The sequence below is a fragment of the Massilia violaceinigra genome (assembly GCF_002752675.1).
Taxonomy (GTDB): Bacteria; Pseudomonadota; Gammaproteobacteria; order Burkholderiales; family Burkholderiaceae_D; genus Telluria_A; species Telluria_A violaceinigra.
In genome coordinates, this window is sequence record NZ_CP024608.1 from 5,019,257 (window position 1) to 5,036,199 (window position 16,943).

General features: G+C 62.8%; 14 protein-coding genes. 4 read left to right on the forward strand and 10 right to left on the reverse strand.

What is annotated here, in order from left to right:
- From vioD to vioA, 4 genes are read right to left on the reverse strand one after another with little or no spacing between them, the layout of a single operon-like run.
- Nucleotides 1–1,119, reverse strand: coding sequence for a flavin-dependent violacein biosynthesis monooxygenase VioD (vioD, locus tag CR152_RS21695; RefSeq protein WP_099878416.1), 1,119 nt, complete (start codon nt 1,117–1,119; stop codon nt 1–3).
- Nucleotides 1,119–2,408 (reverse strand): NADP-dependent violacein biosynthesis oxygenase VioC, encoded by a 1,290-nt coding sequence (gene vioC, locus CR152_RS21700; RefSeq protein WP_099878419.1) that lies wholly within the window; start codon nt 2,406–2,408, stop codon nt 1,119–1,121. Before vioC ends, vioD begins: the two co-directional genes overlap by 1 nt.
- The gene (gene vioB / locus CR152_RS21705) at nt 2,409–5,426 is read right to left on the reverse strand and encodes an iminophenyl-pyruvate dimer synthase VioB (protein WP_099878421.1); all 3,018 of its coding nucleotides are present in this window, start codon (nt 5,424–5,426) and stop codon (nt 2,409–2,411) included.
- The gene (vioA, locus tag CR152_RS21710; protein ID WP_099878423.1) at nt 5,423–6,730 is read right to left on the reverse strand and encodes a flavin-dependent violacein biosynthesis tryptophan-2 monooxygenase VioA; all 1,308 of its coding nucleotides are present in this window, start codon (nt 6,728–6,730) and stop codon (nt 5,423–5,425) included. The genes vioB and vioA overlap by 4 nt, the downstream gene beginning before the upstream one ends.
- 800 nt (nt 6,731–7,530) lie before the next feature.
- Here vioA and CR152_RS21720 point away from each other — a divergent pair.
- Together CR152_RS21720 and CR152_RS21725 are read left to right on the forward strand one after the other, a co-directional pair.
- Nucleotides 7,531–7,956 (forward strand): acyl-CoA thioesterase, encoded by a 426-nt coding sequence (locus CR152_RS21720; protein WP_099878425.1) that lies wholly within the window; start codon nt 7,531–7,533, stop codon nt 7,954–7,956.
- Between the two features lie 119 nt (nt 7,957–8,075).
- A complete protein-coding gene (locus CR152_RS21725; RefSeq protein ID WP_099878427.1) occupies nt 8,076–8,369 on the forward strand; it encodes an ankyrin repeat domain-containing protein in 294 nt (97 codons plus the stop codon).
- Nucleotides 8,370–8,384: 15 nt separating this feature from the next.
- Here the strand turns inward: CR152_RS21725 and CR152_RS21730 are convergent, their stop codons facing one another.
- From CR152_RS21730 to CR152_RS21740, 3 genes are all read right to left on the reverse strand, one after another.
- Nucleotides 8,385–10,811 (reverse strand): TonB-dependent siderophore receptor, encoded by a 2,427-nt coding sequence (locus tag CR152_RS21730; RefSeq protein ID WP_157778647.1) that lies wholly within the window; start codon nt 10,809–10,811, stop codon nt 8,385–8,387.
- A gap of 92 nt (nt 10,812–10,903) precedes the next feature.
- Nucleotides 10,904–11,917 carry a FecR domain-containing protein gene (locus CR152_RS21735; protein WP_099878431.1) on the reverse strand — a complete coding sequence of 338 codons (1,014 nt, stop codon included), beginning with the start codon at nt 11,915–11,917 and terminating at the stop codon, nt 10,904–10,906.
- Nucleotides 11,917–12,432 carry a sigma-70 family RNA polymerase sigma factor gene (locus CR152_RS21740; protein WP_099878433.1) on the reverse strand — a complete coding sequence of 172 codons (516 nt, stop codon included), beginning with the start codon at nt 12,430–12,432 and terminating at the stop codon, nt 11,917–11,919. The genes CR152_RS21735 and CR152_RS21740 overlap by 1 nt, the downstream gene beginning before the upstream one ends.
- 543 nt (nt 12,433–12,975) lie before the next feature.
- Between CR152_RS21740 and CR152_RS21745 the strand changes: the two genes are divergently transcribed.
- Complete coding sequence (locus CR152_RS21745; RefSeq protein WP_099878434.1) at nt 12,976–13,278, forward strand: hypothetical protein; 303 nt, start codon at nt 12,976–12,978, stop codon at nt 13,276–13,278.
- Between the two features lie 897 nt (nt 13,279–14,175).
- Here CR152_RS21745 and tnpC read toward each other — a convergent pair.
- From tnpC to tnpA, 3 genes are read right to left on the reverse strand one after another with little or no spacing between them, the layout of a single operon-like run.
- Nucleotides 14,176–15,720: an IS66 family transposase gene (tnpC, locus tag CR152_RS21750; RefSeq protein WP_099878436.1), complete on the reverse strand. Its 1,545-nt coding sequence runs from the start codon at nt 15,718–15,720 to the stop codon at nt 14,176–14,178.
- Between the two features lie 29 nt (nt 15,721–15,749).
- Entirely contained in the window at nt 15,750–16,097 is a 348-nt protein-coding gene (gene tnpB, locus CR152_RS21755) for an IS66 family insertion sequence element accessory protein TnpB (RefSeq protein WP_099878438.1), read from the reverse strand.
- On the reverse strand, nt 16,094–16,474 hold the full coding sequence (gene tnpA / locus CR152_RS21760; protein ID WP_099878440.1) for an IS66-like element accessory protein TnpA: 381 nt from the start codon (nt 16,472–16,474) through the stop codon (nt 16,094–16,096). Before tnpA ends, tnpB begins: the two co-directional genes overlap by 4 nt.
- Before the next feature lie 96 nt (nt 16,475–16,570).
- On the opposite strand from tnpA, the gene CR152_RS21765 reads away from it, so the two are divergent.
- Nucleotides 16,571–16,753, forward strand: coding sequence for a hypothetical protein (locus CR152_RS21765; RefSeq protein ID WP_099878442.1), 183 nt, complete (start codon nt 16,571–16,573; stop codon nt 16,751–16,753).
- Nucleotides 16,754–16,943 lie beyond the last annotated feature (190 nt).

The following is a 16,943-nucleotide window of genomic DNA, read 5'->3' on the forward strand; positions in this document are numbered from 1 at the left end:
TTAGCGGCCGAGGGCGTAGCCGAGGCTGGCCATCAGCGCATCCTGCAGCGGCGGCAAATGGTTGCGGCGGGCATCGAAGCTGGCGGTCAGCTCCGCGTTGCCCAGCCCGACACGCTCGCTCACGGTTTCGAACCACAGGCGGCTGGCGTCGGCATGCTCCTTGAACAGTTGCACCAGTGGCAGCGCGCGGGCGTTGAAGCTGGCCAGGGCCGCGGCCGTGCCGGCTTCGGCGCTGAGCGTTTTCACCAGCAGCTGGGCCACCACCACCGCCATGGTGGTGCCATGGCCGATCGAGAAGTGGCCCGATTGCAGCGCATCGCCGATCAGCACGAACTTGCCGTCGCTGGCCACCTCGCGGCTGAGGGTCATGAAGTTGCGCCAGCCCTGGCCCGGCTGGCTGACCAGACGGTGTTCGCCCAGTTCTGGCGCGAACGTCTTGGCGATATAGGCGGCGGCGTCGCGCTCGGAACGGAATTCCAGCTCGGCTTTGGCATACGTCTCTTCGCTGCACTCGACGATGAAAGTGCTCATCGTGTCCGAGTATTTGTAGGCATGGCCGGCGAACACGCCGTTGCTGTTTTCGCGGAACACCAGGTTCATCTGGTCGAACAGCTGGGTGGTGCCGTACCAGATGTATTTGTTCTTGCCGAATTCAACCTGCGCGGCCAGTGCCGGCGGCAATTCCAGCGATTTGTGATTGATACCGTTCGACACCACGACCAGGTCGTATTCGGCTTCCAGTTGCGCCACGCTCGCCAGCGGCGTCTCGTAACTGACCGTGATGCCGGCCGCCACGCATTTGGCGCGCAGCGCCTGCACCAGGACTTGCCGACCAACGCCGCACAGCGTCACGCCGGTGCTCATCAGGTTCGGCTGGTCGTGGTGCACCAGCTTGAATTCTTCCAGGAATTGCGGGTTGAGCAGTTCCGGCTGCTCCAGATAGGACAGCGGATTGGCGGGATGGCGCGGCGGGCGTCCCGGCAGCACCACGCCCCAGCCCAGCACTTCTTCCTGGGTATTTTTTTCCGCAACGCTGATATCCCAAGCGGGTTGGGCTTGCTTCATTTGACTTGCAAAGATCAGTCCGGCTGGTCCGGCGCCGATGACGAGGATTTTCATTAGTTTACCCTTCCAAGTTTGTACCAAACGTTTTGCTTCTTCTGGATTTGTTGCAGCACATCGTAGGGAACCGATGTGAAGTACAGCTTCTCCGCCATGTCGGGCGGATAAACACTGGGAAATTTCTTGTGCATGTAGCGGGTGTAGCGGGTTTGCAGGAAGAAAATAAAATTCGGGTTGCTCAGCATTTCGTAGTTGGCGATCGCCATATCCTGCATGGCGTCGGCCTGCACCTTGCGCTGCCCCGTAAACTCCGACAAGACCAGGCCCAGGTCATCGCGATGCTTTTCCAGCAAGGTGATGAAGACGTAGACGTCTTCGAGCGCCATGTTCATGCCCTGACCGAGGAAGGGGGCGGTCGCATGCGCCGCATCGCCGATCAGCAGGACATTGCTCTTGTAATGGAAGGTGCTGGAGCGGACATTGATGAGGTCGTTGCTAGGCAGCGCGATGAACTGATTCACCAGCTCTTCCCGGCTGGCCGGTGGCAGGATGCCGAAGTAGCGGCTGAAAAACTCCCCCATGGCGGCGCGGTCGCGCGTGGCCAGGCTGGGCGTGCCGGTGTAGGGCAGGCAGAGGGCGAAGCTGATGCTGCCGTCCGGGATGGTGGCTGCGCGGCCGGCAAACTGGCCCTTGGAATCCATGCCGAAGAAATACAGCAGATCCTTGCGGAAGCCCAGTCCCGCGGCGTTCGGCAGTACCAGGGTCTTGTAGCCGTGGCGGAAGAAGGATTGTTCGAACTGGAAGCGCCGCATGCCGGCTTGCATGGCGCGCCGCACGGCGGAGTGGGCGCCGTCGGCCCCGATGATCAGGTCGCCTTGCAGATGCCGCAAGGCGCCGTCCGGGCCCTGGATCAGCACGGATTTCTTGTCCAGGTCCAGGTCCAGGCATTTATGCTCGAAGTAATAGTTCACTTTGTGCATGACGGCGTACTTGTTCAGCAGGCGCTGGAACGCGGTGCGGTCCAGCGACAAGGGAAACAAGCCTTCGAGCGGGGTCAGTTCGCGCACCTTGTGGCCGCCGCCGACCGAAAATGCCATGCCGACGACCGGTTCGCCGCACCGATCGAGCTCCTCCTTGCTGATGCCGGCCGCCAGCACTGCCTTGATGCCGCGCACGGTCATGCTCACGCCAATGGCGCGCGAGTTGACCGGATCGGCGTTGGCTGACTCCGCCCGCAGCGGATCGCCGCGCTTTTCGATAACGTGGACCTCATGTCCGCGCTGCGCCAGATAAGTGGCGGTCAGGCTGCCCGCCAGGCCGCCGCCCACGATGATGATTTTGTGCATTCAGGCCTCTCTTGACATCTTTCCCCGAGATAAATCGGTCAGTTGCTGATTAAAGAACTCCAACATGTCGATCTGCGCCGTGCTGGCCACCTCGGCCTCCAGGCTGCGCGCGTACTGCGCCAGGGCCAGGCATTTCTGCGCCAGCAGCTCGCATCCCAGGCTGTAGTCACTGCTGATGGCGGTGTCGGCCGGCCCGGGCACGGGCGGTCCGGCGTTGCGCCCGGGTACGCCGGACGGCATGTTCATCAGCGCGGCCGACAAGGGCCGCAGCAAACCGGTCATGATGTCGATGGAGGCATTCATCAGGCGCGAGCGGCGCAGGCTGCCCAGCGGCTTTTGCGCGAAGTGGTGCGCCATCAGCGCGAAGGTCAGTTCATAGCAGCCCTGGTAGAGCTGCATCAGCGAACGGGCCTTGGGATCGGTCACCACGGTGCAGTCGGCGCGTGGGTCGAGTACCGGATTTTTCAGCGCCGGCACGGCCGGTTCGAACGGTTTTTCGCGTGCCGAAAAGCGGCCGGCCAGGGCGCGCAGCCGCTGGAAATGCGACACGGCGAAATGGGGCGATTCCACCGCCACCCCTTCGCCCTGTTCGGTGACGAAGTCGAGCGCGAACAGCGCGCTGTCGCGGTCGCTAACTTCCAGCTGATAGGCGGGATAGGCGCGGTTGGTGAGCTCTTTGAGGAACAGGTGGTGCTCGCCGCCGCGTTTGCCGCCGTCGGCGTCGAACAGATCGGGCAGATCGGCCACGGCCTGGCGGATCGCCGCATAGAAGGTGGCGATCGATTTACCGGGCGTGGGAAGATAGTCGGGCCACTCGAAACGCACGAATCTGGCCAGCACATGCTCGGAAAAAGGGTCGAAGGCAAATTCCGTGTCCAGGCCGAAGCGCTGGCGCGCCTGTTCTCCCAGCGCCGGGGCGCCGGCGTAGAACGGCTCGCCGAGCGCCATCAGCACATTGTTGACCATCAGGTAGTGAATCATTTCTTCATGGGCGATTTCGAGCAGGGCGCCACGCGCTCCGCTGTTGCGGCGCCGGTCCTCGGTGCCGCAGGCCAGCTCCAGCTCGTCCGGCAGCCAGCGGCCGGCCTCGACCAGTTTCACTCCCTGCGCATAGTTGGGAATGGCATACGCGGCGTACAGGTACTGCAGCATGAGCGACAGTTCCAGGTCGATCGCCTTTTTCAGCTCGGCGATCAACTCGGCCTTGCAGCCGATGACATGCGGTGCGACCGCTTGAGGAAGCGTGGACTTGGCGGCCGCTTCGACCTGGGTCAGGTATTTCAGGAACAGGCGCGATTTCGGCAGCGACAGTTCACGCGTGCTCGGCATGTAATAGCTCTTGTCCCGGTTCTGCGGATCGCACATCTGCCACATCAGGCGCGAATAGGTTTCGCACTTGCAGTGGTCCGCCAGGCTGAACACCTTGTCCGACATGAAGGGATAGACCAGCTCGTAGTAGCTCATCACGTGCTGGTAGAGAAAGGCGTAATCGACCTGTTCGGCCGGTATGTCGTCCAGATGCCAGTCGTCGGGCAGCACCCTCGCGCCGATGAACTGCTGCCCCTGTGCCTCGCCCAGCATGATGCGGGTCGCGCCTGAACGGCGGCCCGTGAGGGTCAGGTCCGCATAGCCAACTCCCAGCGCCGATGGCGCCACGCGCACGCCGACGATCTCGCCATCCTGCGCCTGCGCCGTCAGCGCCGGATGCGCCGCCAGCTCGCCGCGCAAGCGGCTTTGTACCGTGATCGTCTGCGGAAAGTCCTGCTGTCGTTGCCGGTTGGGCGCTTCCAGATACAGATGGTTGCTGTCGGACTGCAGCACCCAGTCGGCTTCGTCCCACTGCGCCTGCGCGCTGGACATGCTGAGCGAACCCGAGGCCGTGGCCGGGTGGAGCAGCGGCACATCGAAGACACCATGATGGCGCCAGTAGTCGAGGTACAGCTGTTGCGGGATGCGGGCGATCAGCTTGCCGGTGGCACCGTGCAGCATGAGATCGCCCAGCGCAAGCTTGCCGCCCAGCGCATGGGTAGGATGCTGTTCGGACACGGCGCCGGCCTCGCGCGTGGTGAACGGGATGGCCGTCGGCATATTCACCGACACCCGGTCCGCATGCACCTTCACCAGTACCGGCCCCAGGCTGCTCTGGCGCGGCAGCAGCAAACGGCCGGCCGGATAGGTGGCCAGCTCGTCGCGGCGCCACAGGCCGATGCCGCCGGCCAGGTCGTAGAACACCGGCGAATCGGGTTTCTGCGGCGTCGACATATTGAACAGCGCATACTGGACCGTCAGCCCCAGCACATCCTCGTCGGCAAGCGCCTCTTGCAAGGCGCGCATGCTGGCCGGCAGCGGTGTGTCCGGATTGAAGAGGAAATGCGGATCGAGCTTCGCCACGGAAAACTGGAACAGCCTGGAACGGCCGAATTCATCGTCGAGAAAATGCCCGCTGCGCTCGCTGATATGGCCGCTGCCGACCCAGCGTACCGAATGCGCCTGCCCGATATCGGCGCTGAACAGGCTCGGTGTGTTGGGCGTGGCTTGCTTGCCGCTGAGCGTGAACTGGCCCGCGTAAATGAGGGTGGTGTCCGGCTCGGCGGGGTTGTTGTCGACCCATCTGGCGCGGTTGACCGTGGTGCGCAGATAGTCGTTGTAATGTCCCCACAGGGCCAGCTTGGCGCCGACCAGCGCGTCCTCGGTATCGACCTCGCCATCGCGCAGCTGGACGCCGGTGATCCTGGCGTTTTCCCACGAAAAGTGATTGTTGCCGCAAAAATTGTAGCCGGCCGCCTCGCTGAAGATGCCCTCCGGATCCGGCTTGCCCGCCGCATCGAACCTGGGAGCAAGCTGTTTCATGTGCTCATGGAATTCCGACGGCGGGCGGCTCAGGTCGAATGGTTCGCCCGCGATCGATACCGCATTCGTCGCGATATCGATATGGCCGTGCGTATTGCGGTTGGCAGTGGGCACATTAGCGCGGGCAAACCCCCGAAAATGAAAGCGGGGAAAGTCGAGAATGCTCATGCGCGCTCAGTAAGAGAGGTGGCGAGGGTAAAGTCGTGCCCGGATTGTGCTGGCGGATGGCTGAGCCGTTCCAGCAACAGGCGGGTAGCGTGCCCGGCGCTGATCAAGCTGCCTTCCATCCAGCCGCAATGCGAGGTATACGCGTCCGAGCAGGAGATGATGCCGTCGCGGTGGAGCAGGGTTGCTGGATGCTCGGCTTCCGGCTCCAGGCTGAACTCGACGCCATGCGGCCAGTGCTTGTAAAAATGCGCCTTGATCTGCGGCAGCGGCTGACCGTTCAGCGGCAGCACTTCTTTCAGGTGATGGCGGACCCGGTCCAGGTAAACGTCTTCCCCTTGCTCCAGGTACTCCCGCCAATAGGTGGCGCTGGCGCTGTCGGTGTAGAACACCAGGTATTTGTCGCCCTTGAAGTAGATTTTCCGAAGAGGATTATCGGCCATCAGCACTTTGTCGGTCAGCCCGAGCGCGTCCCACCAGGCTGTTTCGAAGGTCAGGAATCCTTTGAACAAAGGCAGGGAATCGTACTGGAAGGGACTGAAGGCGGCCGGAAAATCCATGTTCAGGCGCTTCATGGCGGTCGGCGGGAGGGTCGTGATCACATGGCGCGCCCGGTGCATCTGAGTATCGCCCATATGGCGGAAGGCGAGGACATGGTCGGTGCCGGACTTTTCAACCGACAGCAAGCGATGCCCCAGCCGGAATTCCACGCCGGCGTCCTGGGCCTGGCGCTGCAACTGACGCAGCAGCTCGCTGTAGCCGTCGGTGGCATAGCGCCACTCGTTGGCGGCGTTTTCGGTAAAGCTTTGTGTTTCCGGGTGCTTTTTGATGATGTCGTAGGCCATCGCTGCCGAGACCACCGGCAGCAGCAAGGCGTCGTAACCGGTCGCCTTGATCATGCGGGTCGCTTCGGCGGCGCCCAGGTACTGGCTGACGAATTCAAGGAAGGAATCGTTCGGATGTTTTTTCAGCATCGCACTCAGGCTCAGCAGAGTTGCCTTCAGTTTCTCCTGCGCCTGATCGAGCGACACCACCTGGGTGAAAGGGTAGGTCGCATGCGCCAGCCCGCATTCCTGCATGAGTTGCTCGAAATGCGGATGGAGTTGCGGCGAGTAGCGGGCGGCGCCGAGTTCGGCGATTTCCTCCTCGTCTACTTTATGCGACTGGATGCGCCCGCCCACCGTCGTATCCATGTCGAACACCCTGATCCGTAAATTCTTGCCGGCGGCGGCGTTGATCAACTGGGTCGCACAACTGAGGCCCCCTATGCCTGCGCCAACTATGCAAATGTCAGAATAATTTGTCATCCAGAATCCTTTTAGTTAATCAAGAACCGGTAACCAAGGTGCGCCCGCCGTGATGCGGCATGTCGAGAGGCGCAGCGTGCAGCCCGCTTGCCGGGCGAGACCGGCTGTGGGATGAAGTGCGTCCGTCGAACACCGGCGTGGTTGACGAATGGTCGATTTTGCTAAGCGTGTTTTCTGTTGCCGGGCCAACGGCCCGCCGCTTCTGTGGCAAGCGGGTGATGCTGAAGAGCGAATTTCCATTGCGAATTCAACTGCGTGTTTCTCGTTGCCGTCATGCCGGATCCACATGACAACATGCTGTTGCTCATCCGAAATTCTTGCCTAATTGCAAAGACAGCACGACTTTACATATACCTCTTTGTGAATGTAGCTATCAAGTCGTATAGGTAGGCTGCGGTGGTCATAAGCTGATACACACGCCGTTAAAAAAGCGCTACGTCGGCCCGAGGTGGCGAGCGGCGTGGCGGCTTTGCAACCCGGCGAGGATAAGTGGGAATTGAATTACTTGAAAATGCGGCTCGCGGCCGACCTGCCCGCACGCCCGGCATGCCAGTCAAGCGCGTCGCCAGCCAGAGCGGCCTCGGCACGGAGTACAATCGGCGCCGCGCCTTTGCCGCGCAACTGGGCGTGGTGCCGGGCGACTACCAGGCGCACTTCGGCTGAGAACGGAAACGCGATGATGCGGACGTTTGGAAACCCGTGTGGATGTCGTGGGGCCAGTTGCGCTTGCGGGGGCCTGAGAAACAACATGCTGTCGGATAACGCGTGCAATCGCACAAATTTAGTGAAAAGGGACTGTTTTGGACTGGGACCATGTAAATCCATTCGTGCAGACGATCACGCCACAGTCAGGCGATATCGACGGGCTCAATCACACCAACAATGCCGTGTATGTTCAATGGTGCGAACAGATCGGCTGGGCGCATTCGCACAAGCTGGGATTGACCCTGGACGATTACCGCCGCCTGGACCGGGCGATGGCGATCCGGCGCGGCGAGTATGACTACCTGCTTCCCACCGTTCTCGGTGAGTCCCTGACCTTGGCCACCTGGCTGACCGGTGGCGATGGCAAGATCGCGATGGAGCGCCGTTTTCAACTGATCAGGGACAGCGATGGTGTGACTGTCCTGCGCGGGCGGTGGGATCTGGTGTGCATTGAAATAAGCAGCGGCCGGGTGCGCCGCATGCCGTCCGAGTTTCTTGATGCCTATGTCCCTGGCGCGTAATTGACGCTTTTCTGTAGCCGTTTAGCATGTTTGAAGTTTATCGATAGTTGAACAACAATCGAAACAGGTTGATCGGAGATCAGCTTGTTTGGCCGTTTGACGACAATGAACTTCCGCTGATGGGCGAGCAACGCGCCGCGATGAGCAAGCGCTTCGCGCGCATCGCCGCCACTGGTGGCGCCGCAGTGCGACTGGGCGAGGACGCGCGCACCCCGCTGCAGGAAGCCATCCGTCGGCGCCGCGCCGACCTGGTGGGCACGCTGCTCGATAACGGTGCCAAAGCCGATGCCGCATCCGCGTGGCAGGCCGTGGAGACTCGCCAGCCCGCCATCTTGCGCCTGCTGGTATCGCACGGCGCGCCGCTGTCGGCAGCCACGCCGGCGGGACCGGCCCTGGCCGGTTATGTGCGTTGAGCGGCGCGCGGCACCTTACCAGCGATAGTTCGCCGTGGCGAGCAGCTCGCGCCGGTCGCCCGGATAGCAGTCGCCATCGCTGCAGTTGCCAAGATGCTTCTTGTCGAACAGGTTGCGGGCGTTGAGCGACAATTCCCAGTGGTTGCCGAACTGATAGCCCAGGCGGGCATCGAACAGCGTCACGCCCGGCACCCAGCGCGTGTTCTCGTAGTCCGGCACCTTGCTGTTGTAGCGCACGCCCAGCCCCACCTTCACGCCGGCGACCCAGTCGGCGGGCACACGGGCGTTCAGCCACAGCGCTACCTTGTGCGCGGGCACCAGGCCATTCTTGCGCCCGACCAGCTTGGGATTGGTATCGCGCGTGACCCTGGCGTTGGTGTAGCTGTAGCTCGCCGTCATGTCCAGCCCCTGCACCAGGCTGGCGTTCGCTTCCAGCTCCAGTCCGCGCGATCCCACTTCGCCGCGCTGCACGTTGAAGTTGGGATGGAGCGGATCGGCGGCTGCCACGTTTTGCTGGACGATATCGAACAGCGCCGCCGATACCATGGCGTTCGCGCCGTCCGGCTCGTAGCGCACGCCGATTTCATATTGGCGGCCGCTGGTCGGCTTGAACTTGACGCCCTCGAAGGTCGCGCCGGACTGCGGCTCGAACGAGGTGGAGTAGCCCGCGTATGGCGATATGCCGCCCGGCAGCAGCCAGACGCCACCCAGGCGGCCGGTGATTTTGTTGGTGCTCACGGGGCCGCTGACCCAGGCGGCAACCGCATTTTCCCGGTAGCGGTCCTGGCGCAAGCCGGCCACGACCACGAATTGCTCGTCGTACTTGGCCTGGTTTTGCAGGTACAGGCCAGTCTGGCGGGTTTCGGCCGCGTAATCGGGCGCCAGGGCGGGCGCGGCGAACGGGCCGCGACCTTCCAGCAAGTCGAAGGGTTTGTTGTCGGAGCCGCCGCGATAGACCGCGCCGCTGACCTTGCTCAGGTCGATTCCGGCGATCGTCGTATTGGCCCACTTCCCGGCGTTCCACCTGGTTTCGAGGTAGTTATCGGTCTGCCAGCTCTCGGCGTAATCCGTGATGTGCTGCGCACGGCGCGTGACCAAGGTGTCGCTCACCACTCCCGTGATGAAGTGGACCCGGTAGTCGAGCTTGACCTTGCCGTACCTGCTGCGACTGTGAAAGGCGAGCTTGTCGTTGATGCGGTGATCGAACAGCAGCCCGGTCGACCATTGATCGCGATAAAACTGGTCCCAGCCCTTCTCGGCGACCGGAATGTAGCGGCCCAGCGCCTCGGTGTACTTGTAGGGGTAGGCGTCGCCATCGATCCGGTCCTCCTGGTAGTTCGCCAGCAGGGTCAGGGCCGTGTCGCTATCGATTCTGTAGGTCAGCGACGGCGCGAAGTAGCGCTCTTTCTTGCTGGTGCCCGGCGTCATCAGGTCGTACTGCTCATTGAGCCCGACCAGCCTGTAGAGCAGGGCGCCGTCGGCGCTTAACGGCCCGGAAATATCGCCGGCCACGCCGCGCCGGTCGATATCGCCGGCGCGCACGCGGATCTCGCCTTGCGCCTCGCCGGTGGGACGCTTGGTGATCGAATTGACCGTGCCGCCGGGGATGTTGCTACCAAACAGCAGCGAGGCCGGCCCACGCAGGAATTCCACGCGCTCCACGCCGTAGCTGTTCAAGCGCGGCATGGCGTACATATTGCCGGCGTCCTTCAAACCGTCGCGGAAGTTGCCGCCGTTGGTGCTGCCGATACCGCGCGCGATCGACCAGTCATAGCGGTCGTCGCGGCCGTAGGTTCGCGGCGTAAAGCCCGGCACGTATTCCAGCGCCTCGGCCAGGTTGGAGACGCCGCGCGCGTCCAGGTTGTCGCGTGTGACCACCGAGATCGACTGGGGAATCTCACGCGTTGCGGTGGCCGTTTTGGTCGCCGTGCTGTTGCGCTTGGCGACATAGCCGGCCAGCGGCGCGGTTGCGCTCTCGGCGTCGAGGCGCGCCGTCACCGTGATTTCGGACAGGGATTGCGTGCTCGCCGGCGGCGCTGCGGCAGCGGCGGCCGGCTCGCGCTTGGCCAGCACATAACCGCCATTGGCCTGCGCCACCGCACCCAGGCCGCTTCCTTGCAGCAGTTGGGCCAGGCCGTCCGGCACGCCGTAGCTGCCGTTCAGGCCCTGGCTGTGCAGGCCGGCGGTGCTTGCGGTGGGAAACGACAGCAAGATGCCCGCTTCGCGGCCGAAGCGGTTCAGCGCCCCCTCCAGCGGCCCGGCCGGGATGGCGTAAGCCTTGCGCGCCGACGCACCCTCTGCGGCCAGCGCCGCGCCTGGCAAGATGGACGCGGCAACCAGGCCGGTCGCCAGCGCGTGGCCGATGGCCGCCATCAGTGCGCGCTGGGTGAAGCGTGGCCGCGGCAACGATCGCGGATGACGGTGTGAATGATGTGGGCCCATGCTCGATTCCTCTGGTAAAAGTTGAAGATGTGTCGTACTTATCTTCCATGTCACGCGAGAGTCGAAAACAGCTCAGTCTTGCGAAAAATAGGTCAGCGCCGCGCCGGGCGCAGAGTCACCCAGTAGCGCGTGAGGAAGTCGATCTCCACAGGCAGCGTGGTGCGCAGGGTGTCGAGGATGCGGTCGGTGTCGGCCAGCGGATAGCTGCCGGACACGCGCAGGCCGGCGATTGCGCTGTCGCAGCCCAGGCGGCCGTGCCGGTGGCGGCCCAGTTCGGCGAGGAAATCGTCCAGGCGCATGCCGCTGGCGACCAGCATGCCGTCGGTCCAGGCCATGCTGTCGTCGTCGGCGGCCTGGGGCGCGGCGACCGCGGCGGCGCTGAAGCGGGCCTGCTCGCCCGCGCGCAGGATGCGCAGCGGTACTGGCGCGGCGTGGCGCGGGCGCACCGCCACCGCGCCCTCGAACACATCGACGCGGCTGGCGCCGGCATGCTGGCGCACGGCGAAACGGGTCCCGAGCGGATGCAGTTCGCCTTCGGCGGTTTCGACGATGAATGGCCTGGCGGCGCGGTCTTTACCCGTGCTGACCAGAATCTCGCCGCCGACCAGGCGCAGGCGCCGTTCGGTGCTGGTGAAACGCACGTCGATCGCACTGCCGCTGTTGAGCGACACGGTGCTGCCATCAGCCAGCACGACCGTGCGCCGCTGGCCGACGCCGGTGCGCGCGTCGGCGCTCCATTCCCGCCATGGCGTGTGCTCGCGCGCAAGCCAGGCGCCACCGCCAGCGCACAGCACGACCGCCAGGGCCTTGACGGCGTCGCGCCGGGGCAGGGGGCGCGCGGGCGCGGCAGGCGTATCGATCAGCGCGTCGTGGGCGAGCTGCGCCGCCGCGGCCGAGCCGCCGAGAGCGCCGCGCCAGCGCGCATTGACGGTGGCGATGCGCTGCCAGGCGCGCTCGTGGTCGGGGTGCTCGGCGCGCCACTGTTGCATGGCTTCGCACGTGGCATCACCGCCTTCGCCCGACTGCAATTCGACCAGCCATTCGACCGCCCGCCGCGCCACGCCCGCTGGCACCGGGCTCGACCCGGCGGCATCGGCGCTGCCCATCAATCGAGCGTCAGGCCGAAGTAGCACTGGGCGCCGGCGCGCACCAGGTGGCGCTTGACGGTGCTGATGGAGATGCCGAGTTCGGCGGCAATCCCGGCCTGGCTCATGCCATCGAGCTGGGCAAGCAGGAAGGCCCGTTTGACCTGCGCCGGCAGGCCGGCGAGCAGGCGGTCGATCTCGACCAGCGTCTCGAGGAGGATGGCGCGCTCTTCGGGCGACGGCGACAGCGCCGCCGGCACCAGTGCCAGCGCGTCCAGGTAGGCCCGCTCGATCTGCTCGCGGCGCCAGTGGTTGGCCAGCACGCGCTGCGCCACGGTGGTGAGGAAGGCCCGCGGCTGGTCGATCGCGACGGGTTCCTCGCGCGCCAGCAGGCGCAGGAAGATGTCATGCGCCAGATCGGCGGCCCGGTGCGTGCAGCCGAGCTTTTTGCGGAGCCAGCCGTGCAGCCAGCCGTGATGGTGGCTGTAGAGGCTGTGAACTTGCTGCTCAAGAAGAGCCGGCGCGGCGACGGACATGACACGGTTCCTGGTCAGGTGCCCTGCACCGACAAATGTGAATGAGAATTATTCTCATTATAGTCGAGACATTGGTGTCGAGGCAATTTCGATCTTGTTTTGGGGGCTGTACCCCTCGGGCCCGCCTCCGGGCAGTGGGGGCAGGGCAAATCGATGGCTTGCTTGAGGTCGAACCTGGTGTCGTCTCAGGCCGAGCGCCTACGGGATCGGAAATTTGCCACGATGGGGGGGTACCGCGCGCTTTCTCGTGCCATACGCCACCCGGACGCCTGACTATTTCTCCAGCGGTGGGCTCGGCTACTCCGAGGTGGTCAGAAGGTTGAACGAGCGCCCCAGGAAGACGCTACGCTACCAAACTGGCTCAGCAGTTTGAGCAGTGTGTTGCATCGACTGTATTATTCGCAAGTGTTATAGATGTCATCAAAAAATAGAATTGGATTTATATCTTGGGTGGGCTAGAGTGCAACTGAGTCCGGGCAGTGTTCACAGTAATGCGATTTTCACGATTGCTCTACCAGTGTGTTCTATTAAAGAAAGGCCTATATGCGCACTCCACCCGAAGGTATCATCAGGCACACAGTTGTGCCAACCTTTGAAAACAACGGCCTGTTGTACGGCGCGCTACTCGGGGCCCTTGCCGGTGTTCTGATAGCGGGACCTCGCTTTACCGACTGGTCGATTCAAAAAATCCTGGCAGCCATCGCTGTGTCATCGGCGGTAATCGGAATGACGGGACGCCTTGCGGTTTGGATCGCCTATACGGCTATCAGTGCAGGTCCAACGCCCAATTATGCGAACGAGCAGGATGATTCCTCGCCAGACGGCGCCCATGCGAGCGACGACTGATGAGCGCCTTTATTCTAAATGGGCTGGTGAACGGCGGCTCGGGCCGAAATCGGTCCAAACGAGCGCCCCAGGAAGACGCTACATTACCAAACACCGGCTCAGCAGTTTGAACAGTGCGTTGCATCGACTGGTTGAATCCGCAGCCAAAAGCAGGTGTTCGCACGACGTAAGATCACGCGAGGGAAATGTGGAAAAGTTTGCTTATGAAGAGCTGAGGAAACTCACAACGGAACAGATCGTCACCCTTACTTCGTCACGAAATCATTTTGTCGTCATCGCGGACCAATCCACTGGGGCTCGCATATTTCGGTTCTTGGAAAATGAGAGAAATTTTCGCCCAGGTCCGAAATCTTTGAGTAGTCGCATCAGGTACTTGCGGCAAGCATGGGTTGGTTTTTTTCTTCTCGATTTCATGCAGGTGTGGATCAGCTCAATTAATACGGGCTACGAGGTGACGGTTAGTCAAACGAATCCGACGTTCTTCGAAGTTTTGTTCTGCTGTTGAACGCCCGCCCGCGCAGCGAACTGGCACGCGTGCTATGCGACGATCCCGCGCAGCCAGGCGGGGGGCGCGCCAATTGGACGCTGGTGACTGGCCTCGACCGCATTTCGACGAGGACCCGAACGTCAATGTGCAACTGATCGTCCAGCAAAAACGGCATCCTGGACGATGTTGCCGGCATCGTCGACGGGCAGCGCCGCGCCGTCGCCAGCGTCAATGCGATCAGCTTTCATCAGGAACGCGAGCGCAAGTTCGGCGCCACCATGCGGATCGGCAAAAAATGGCTGAACGGCACCCTCGAAGCCGAATTGCTGTAAGCGTCGTCTCAGTGCCGTCTTGAGTCAGCCGTCGAATTCCCCGATGATGGCGTCACACCGCTGGGAAGTGGCGTGTTTTTAGGCAGGAGCCAACTGCCCGGCGCAATGCCAGGGCAGGAACTCGTCAACACGGTTGACGGGATGATCGGCGATGTGGGCTAGCACATGGCGCAACCAGGCTTCGGGGTCGACACCGTTCAGCTTGGCCGTCCCGATCAGCGAGTAGATGGCGGCAGCACGTTCGCCGCCCGTGTCGGCGCCAGCAAACAGGTAGTTGCGGCGACCGATGGCAACGCCACGCAGAGCGCGTTCTGCTGCGGAGTTGTCGATCTCGATCCGGCCGTCGTCGCAGTAGCGCCCCAGCGCGGGCCACAGATTGAGGGCGTACAGGATCGCTGCCGACGTATCGGACTTGCGTGAGAGCTTCTCAAGCATGCCACGCAGCCAAGGCTCCAGGTCCTCGATCAGCGGTTTGGCCTCAGCTTGTCGTACTTGCTGTCGCTCATTCGGTGGCTTGCCGCGGATCTTCGCTTCGATCGCGCACAGTTCACCGATGCGGCGCAAGGCTTCGGTCGTCAGTTCGGAAGGTCTGGCTTCGTGCAAGTCGTAGAATTTACGCCGCGCATGCGCCCAGCAGGCGGCCTCCTGGATCGCGCCGTCCTCGTAAAGTGCGTTGAAGCCGGCGTAGGCATCAGCTTGGAGCACGCCCTTGTAGTTGGCGAGGTGGGTCTGAGGATGGATGCCTTTGCGATCCGGCGTATAGGCAAACCACACGGCCGGCGCAGCGTTGTCGCCGCTCGGCCTGTCATCACGTACGTAGGTCCACAACCGCGCCGTCTTTGTCTTCCCATTGCCCGGTGCCACCACTGGAATCGGGGTGTCGTCCGCGTGCAATTTGGCACCGGCCAACACATGACGCCGGATCGCGTCGACCAAGGGGCGCAGCAGCGCGCTGGCAGCACCGACCCAACTGGCGAGCAGCGCGCGATCCAGATCGACACCCTCGCGAGCATACATGACTGCCTGCCGATACAGCGGCAGGTGATCGGCGAACTTGGCCACCAGCACGTGTGCCAGCAAGCCAGGCCCGGCGATGCCGCGCTCGATGGGCCGGCTGGGCGCTGGCGCCTGCACGATGGCATCGCAGCAGCGGCATGCCAGCTTTGGCCGCACATGGCGGATCACACGGAAACTGGCCGGCACGTACTCCAATTGTTCCGCCACATCCTCGCCCAAGGGGCGCATTCGACCGCCGCAGGCCGAACACGCTTCAGTGCCAGGCGCATAAATCTTTTCGTCGCGCGGCAGATGGTCCGGCAGCGGCCTGCGCACCGATTTCTTGCGTGGCGCCCGATCCGCTTCGGGCATTTCCCGTTCTGCCTCGGCTTCATCAGCTTGCAGGTCTTCCAGCTGCAATTGAAGCTGCTTGATCTGGTGGTCGAGTTTCTCGGACTTGCGGCCGAACTGCATACGCCGCAGTTTGGCGATCGTCAATTTGAGGTGCTCAATTTCCGCAGCGCGCGTGTTCAGCTGCGCTTCCAGGCCCAGGATCTTTTCATCGCGCGCCAACAGCAAGGCCTTCAGGGCATTGATGTCGTTGGGCAGGTCGGTGGCGTTGATCATGCGCCAAGTTTACGCGAGCCCAATGACGTTTACAAGGCTGATGTCGGCACCCAGGTACGCTCCGGCCGGCGCCAGTCAATCCCCTCCAGTAGCATCGACAGCTGCGCCTGGCTTAGCGCTACGCTGCCGCTGTTTGCCTGCGGCCAGACGAAGCGGCCTTTCTCCAGGCGCTTGGCCAGCAGGCACAGGCCATCGCCAGTCCACCAGAGCACTTTAATCATGTCACCGCGCCGACCGCGGAACACGAACACGTGGCCGCTGTAGGGATTTTCGGTTAGCGCGTTCTCCACTCGTGCCGCGAGACCGTTCATGCCGGCACGCATGTCAGTGATGCCCGCTGCCAGCCAGATCCGCGTACCCGCAGGCAGCCCGATCATGGCAGCAGACGCGTCAACACTTGCGCTAGCGTTGTCGCGTCGACGCCGCCTTCCAGCCGCAATTGCACCGGTCCTACCGTCAGCAATATCACCCCTGATGACGGTGACGCACACTCGACATCCGCGCCCGCTGATTCGAGCACGGTGACCGGCAACAGCTGACCGGCCTTTTCGGCCCCGCCCTCCCGCATGTCGGCGAACTGCTTTCGCCAAGTGAAGACTTGGTTGGCATTGATATTGAACTCGCGGGCCAGGCGCGATACCGACGTGCCGGCAACGAGGGACCGGGCCACGACAGCACGTTTGAATTCGGTACTGTGCTGTCTGTAGGGCCCACGCTTGGCCGGCGGAATGACTGGTTGAATTTTTGTGTCCATAATTGAAGTTGTGGGCACAATTCATTTTGTACCCGCACTCAATCATGCCCTCAGCAGCTCAGGCAGTACAGACGTTGCTGGGAAGACGCTTACGAATTGCTCGCCTACGGCTACTTTCATCCGCGCACCAGTTACTCGCGCCCCTTGCTGGCCTACGCGCTGCGCGACGACCTGCGCCTGAGCGTGGGCGGCGAACTGTTCGTGGGCAGGCCGGCAAGCTATTTCGGCAGCAACCGTAGCCTTCGGGGAATGTTCGTCGAGCTGCGCTACTTTCACTGACCGACATCGGTGCGGCCCCGGCGCGGGCCGCTGCCGCCCCTTTCATGCCCTGCGCATACAAGCCAGGCGCTTTTTGCCGCCTGACTTCTTCCCGTCTGCTTACTTTGCAACAAGCAATTAATTATTCTTGTGCAAAGTGGAAATATGACAATACTATTACCGGGGTTTCGTTGCATTCGTTGCAGCAAGA

Excerpts from the sequence above, each read along its gene's own strand:
- CR152_RS21725 (WP_099878427.1), top strand. The coding sequence starts at position 8,076 with ATGGGCGAGCAACGCGCCGCGATGAGCAAGCGCTTCGCGCGCATCGCC.
- CR152_RS21740 (WP_099878433.1), bottom strand. The coding sequence starts at position 12,432 with ATGTCCGTCGCCGCGCCGGCTCTTCTTGAGCAGCAAGTTCACAGCCTC.
- CR152_RS21730 (WP_157778647.1), bottom strand. The coding sequence starts at position 10,811 with ATGGGCCCACATCATTCACACCGTCATCCGCGATCGTTGCCGCGGCCA.
- CR152_RS21735 (WP_099878431.1), bottom strand. The coding sequence starts at position 11,917 with ATGGGCAGCGCCGATGCCGCCGGGTCGAGCCCGGTGCCAGCGGGCGTG.
- tnpC (WP_099878436.1), bottom strand. The coding sequence starts at position 15,720 with ATGATCAACGCCACCGACCTGCCCAACGACATCAATGCCCTGAAGGCC.
- tnpA (WP_099878440.1), bottom strand. The coding sequence starts at position 16,474 with ATGGACACAAAAATTCAACCAGTCATTCCGCCGGCCAAGCGTGGGCCC.
- vioC (WP_099878419.1), bottom strand. The coding sequence starts at position 2,408 with ATGCACAAAATCATCATCGTGGGCGGCGGCCTGGCGGGCAGCCTGACC.
- vioB (WP_099878421.1), bottom strand. The coding sequence starts at position 5,426 with ATGAGCATTCTCGACTTTCCCCGCTTTCATTTTCGGGGGTTTGCCCGC.
- vioA (WP_099878423.1), bottom strand. The coding sequence starts at position 6,730 with ATGACAAATTATTCTGACATTTGCATAGTTGGCGCAGGCATAGGGGGC.
- CR152_RS21745 (WP_099878434.1), top strand. The coding sequence starts at position 12,976 with ATGCGCACTCCACCCGAAGGTATCATCAGGCACACAGTTGTGCCAACC.
- vioD (WP_099878416.1), bottom strand. The coding sequence starts at position 1,119 with ATGAAAATCCTCGTCATCGGCGCCGGACCAGCCGGACTGATCTTTGCA.
- tnpB (WP_099878438.1), bottom strand. The coding sequence starts at position 16,097 with ATGATCGGGCTGCCTGCGGGTACGCGGATCTGGCTGGCAGCGGGCATC.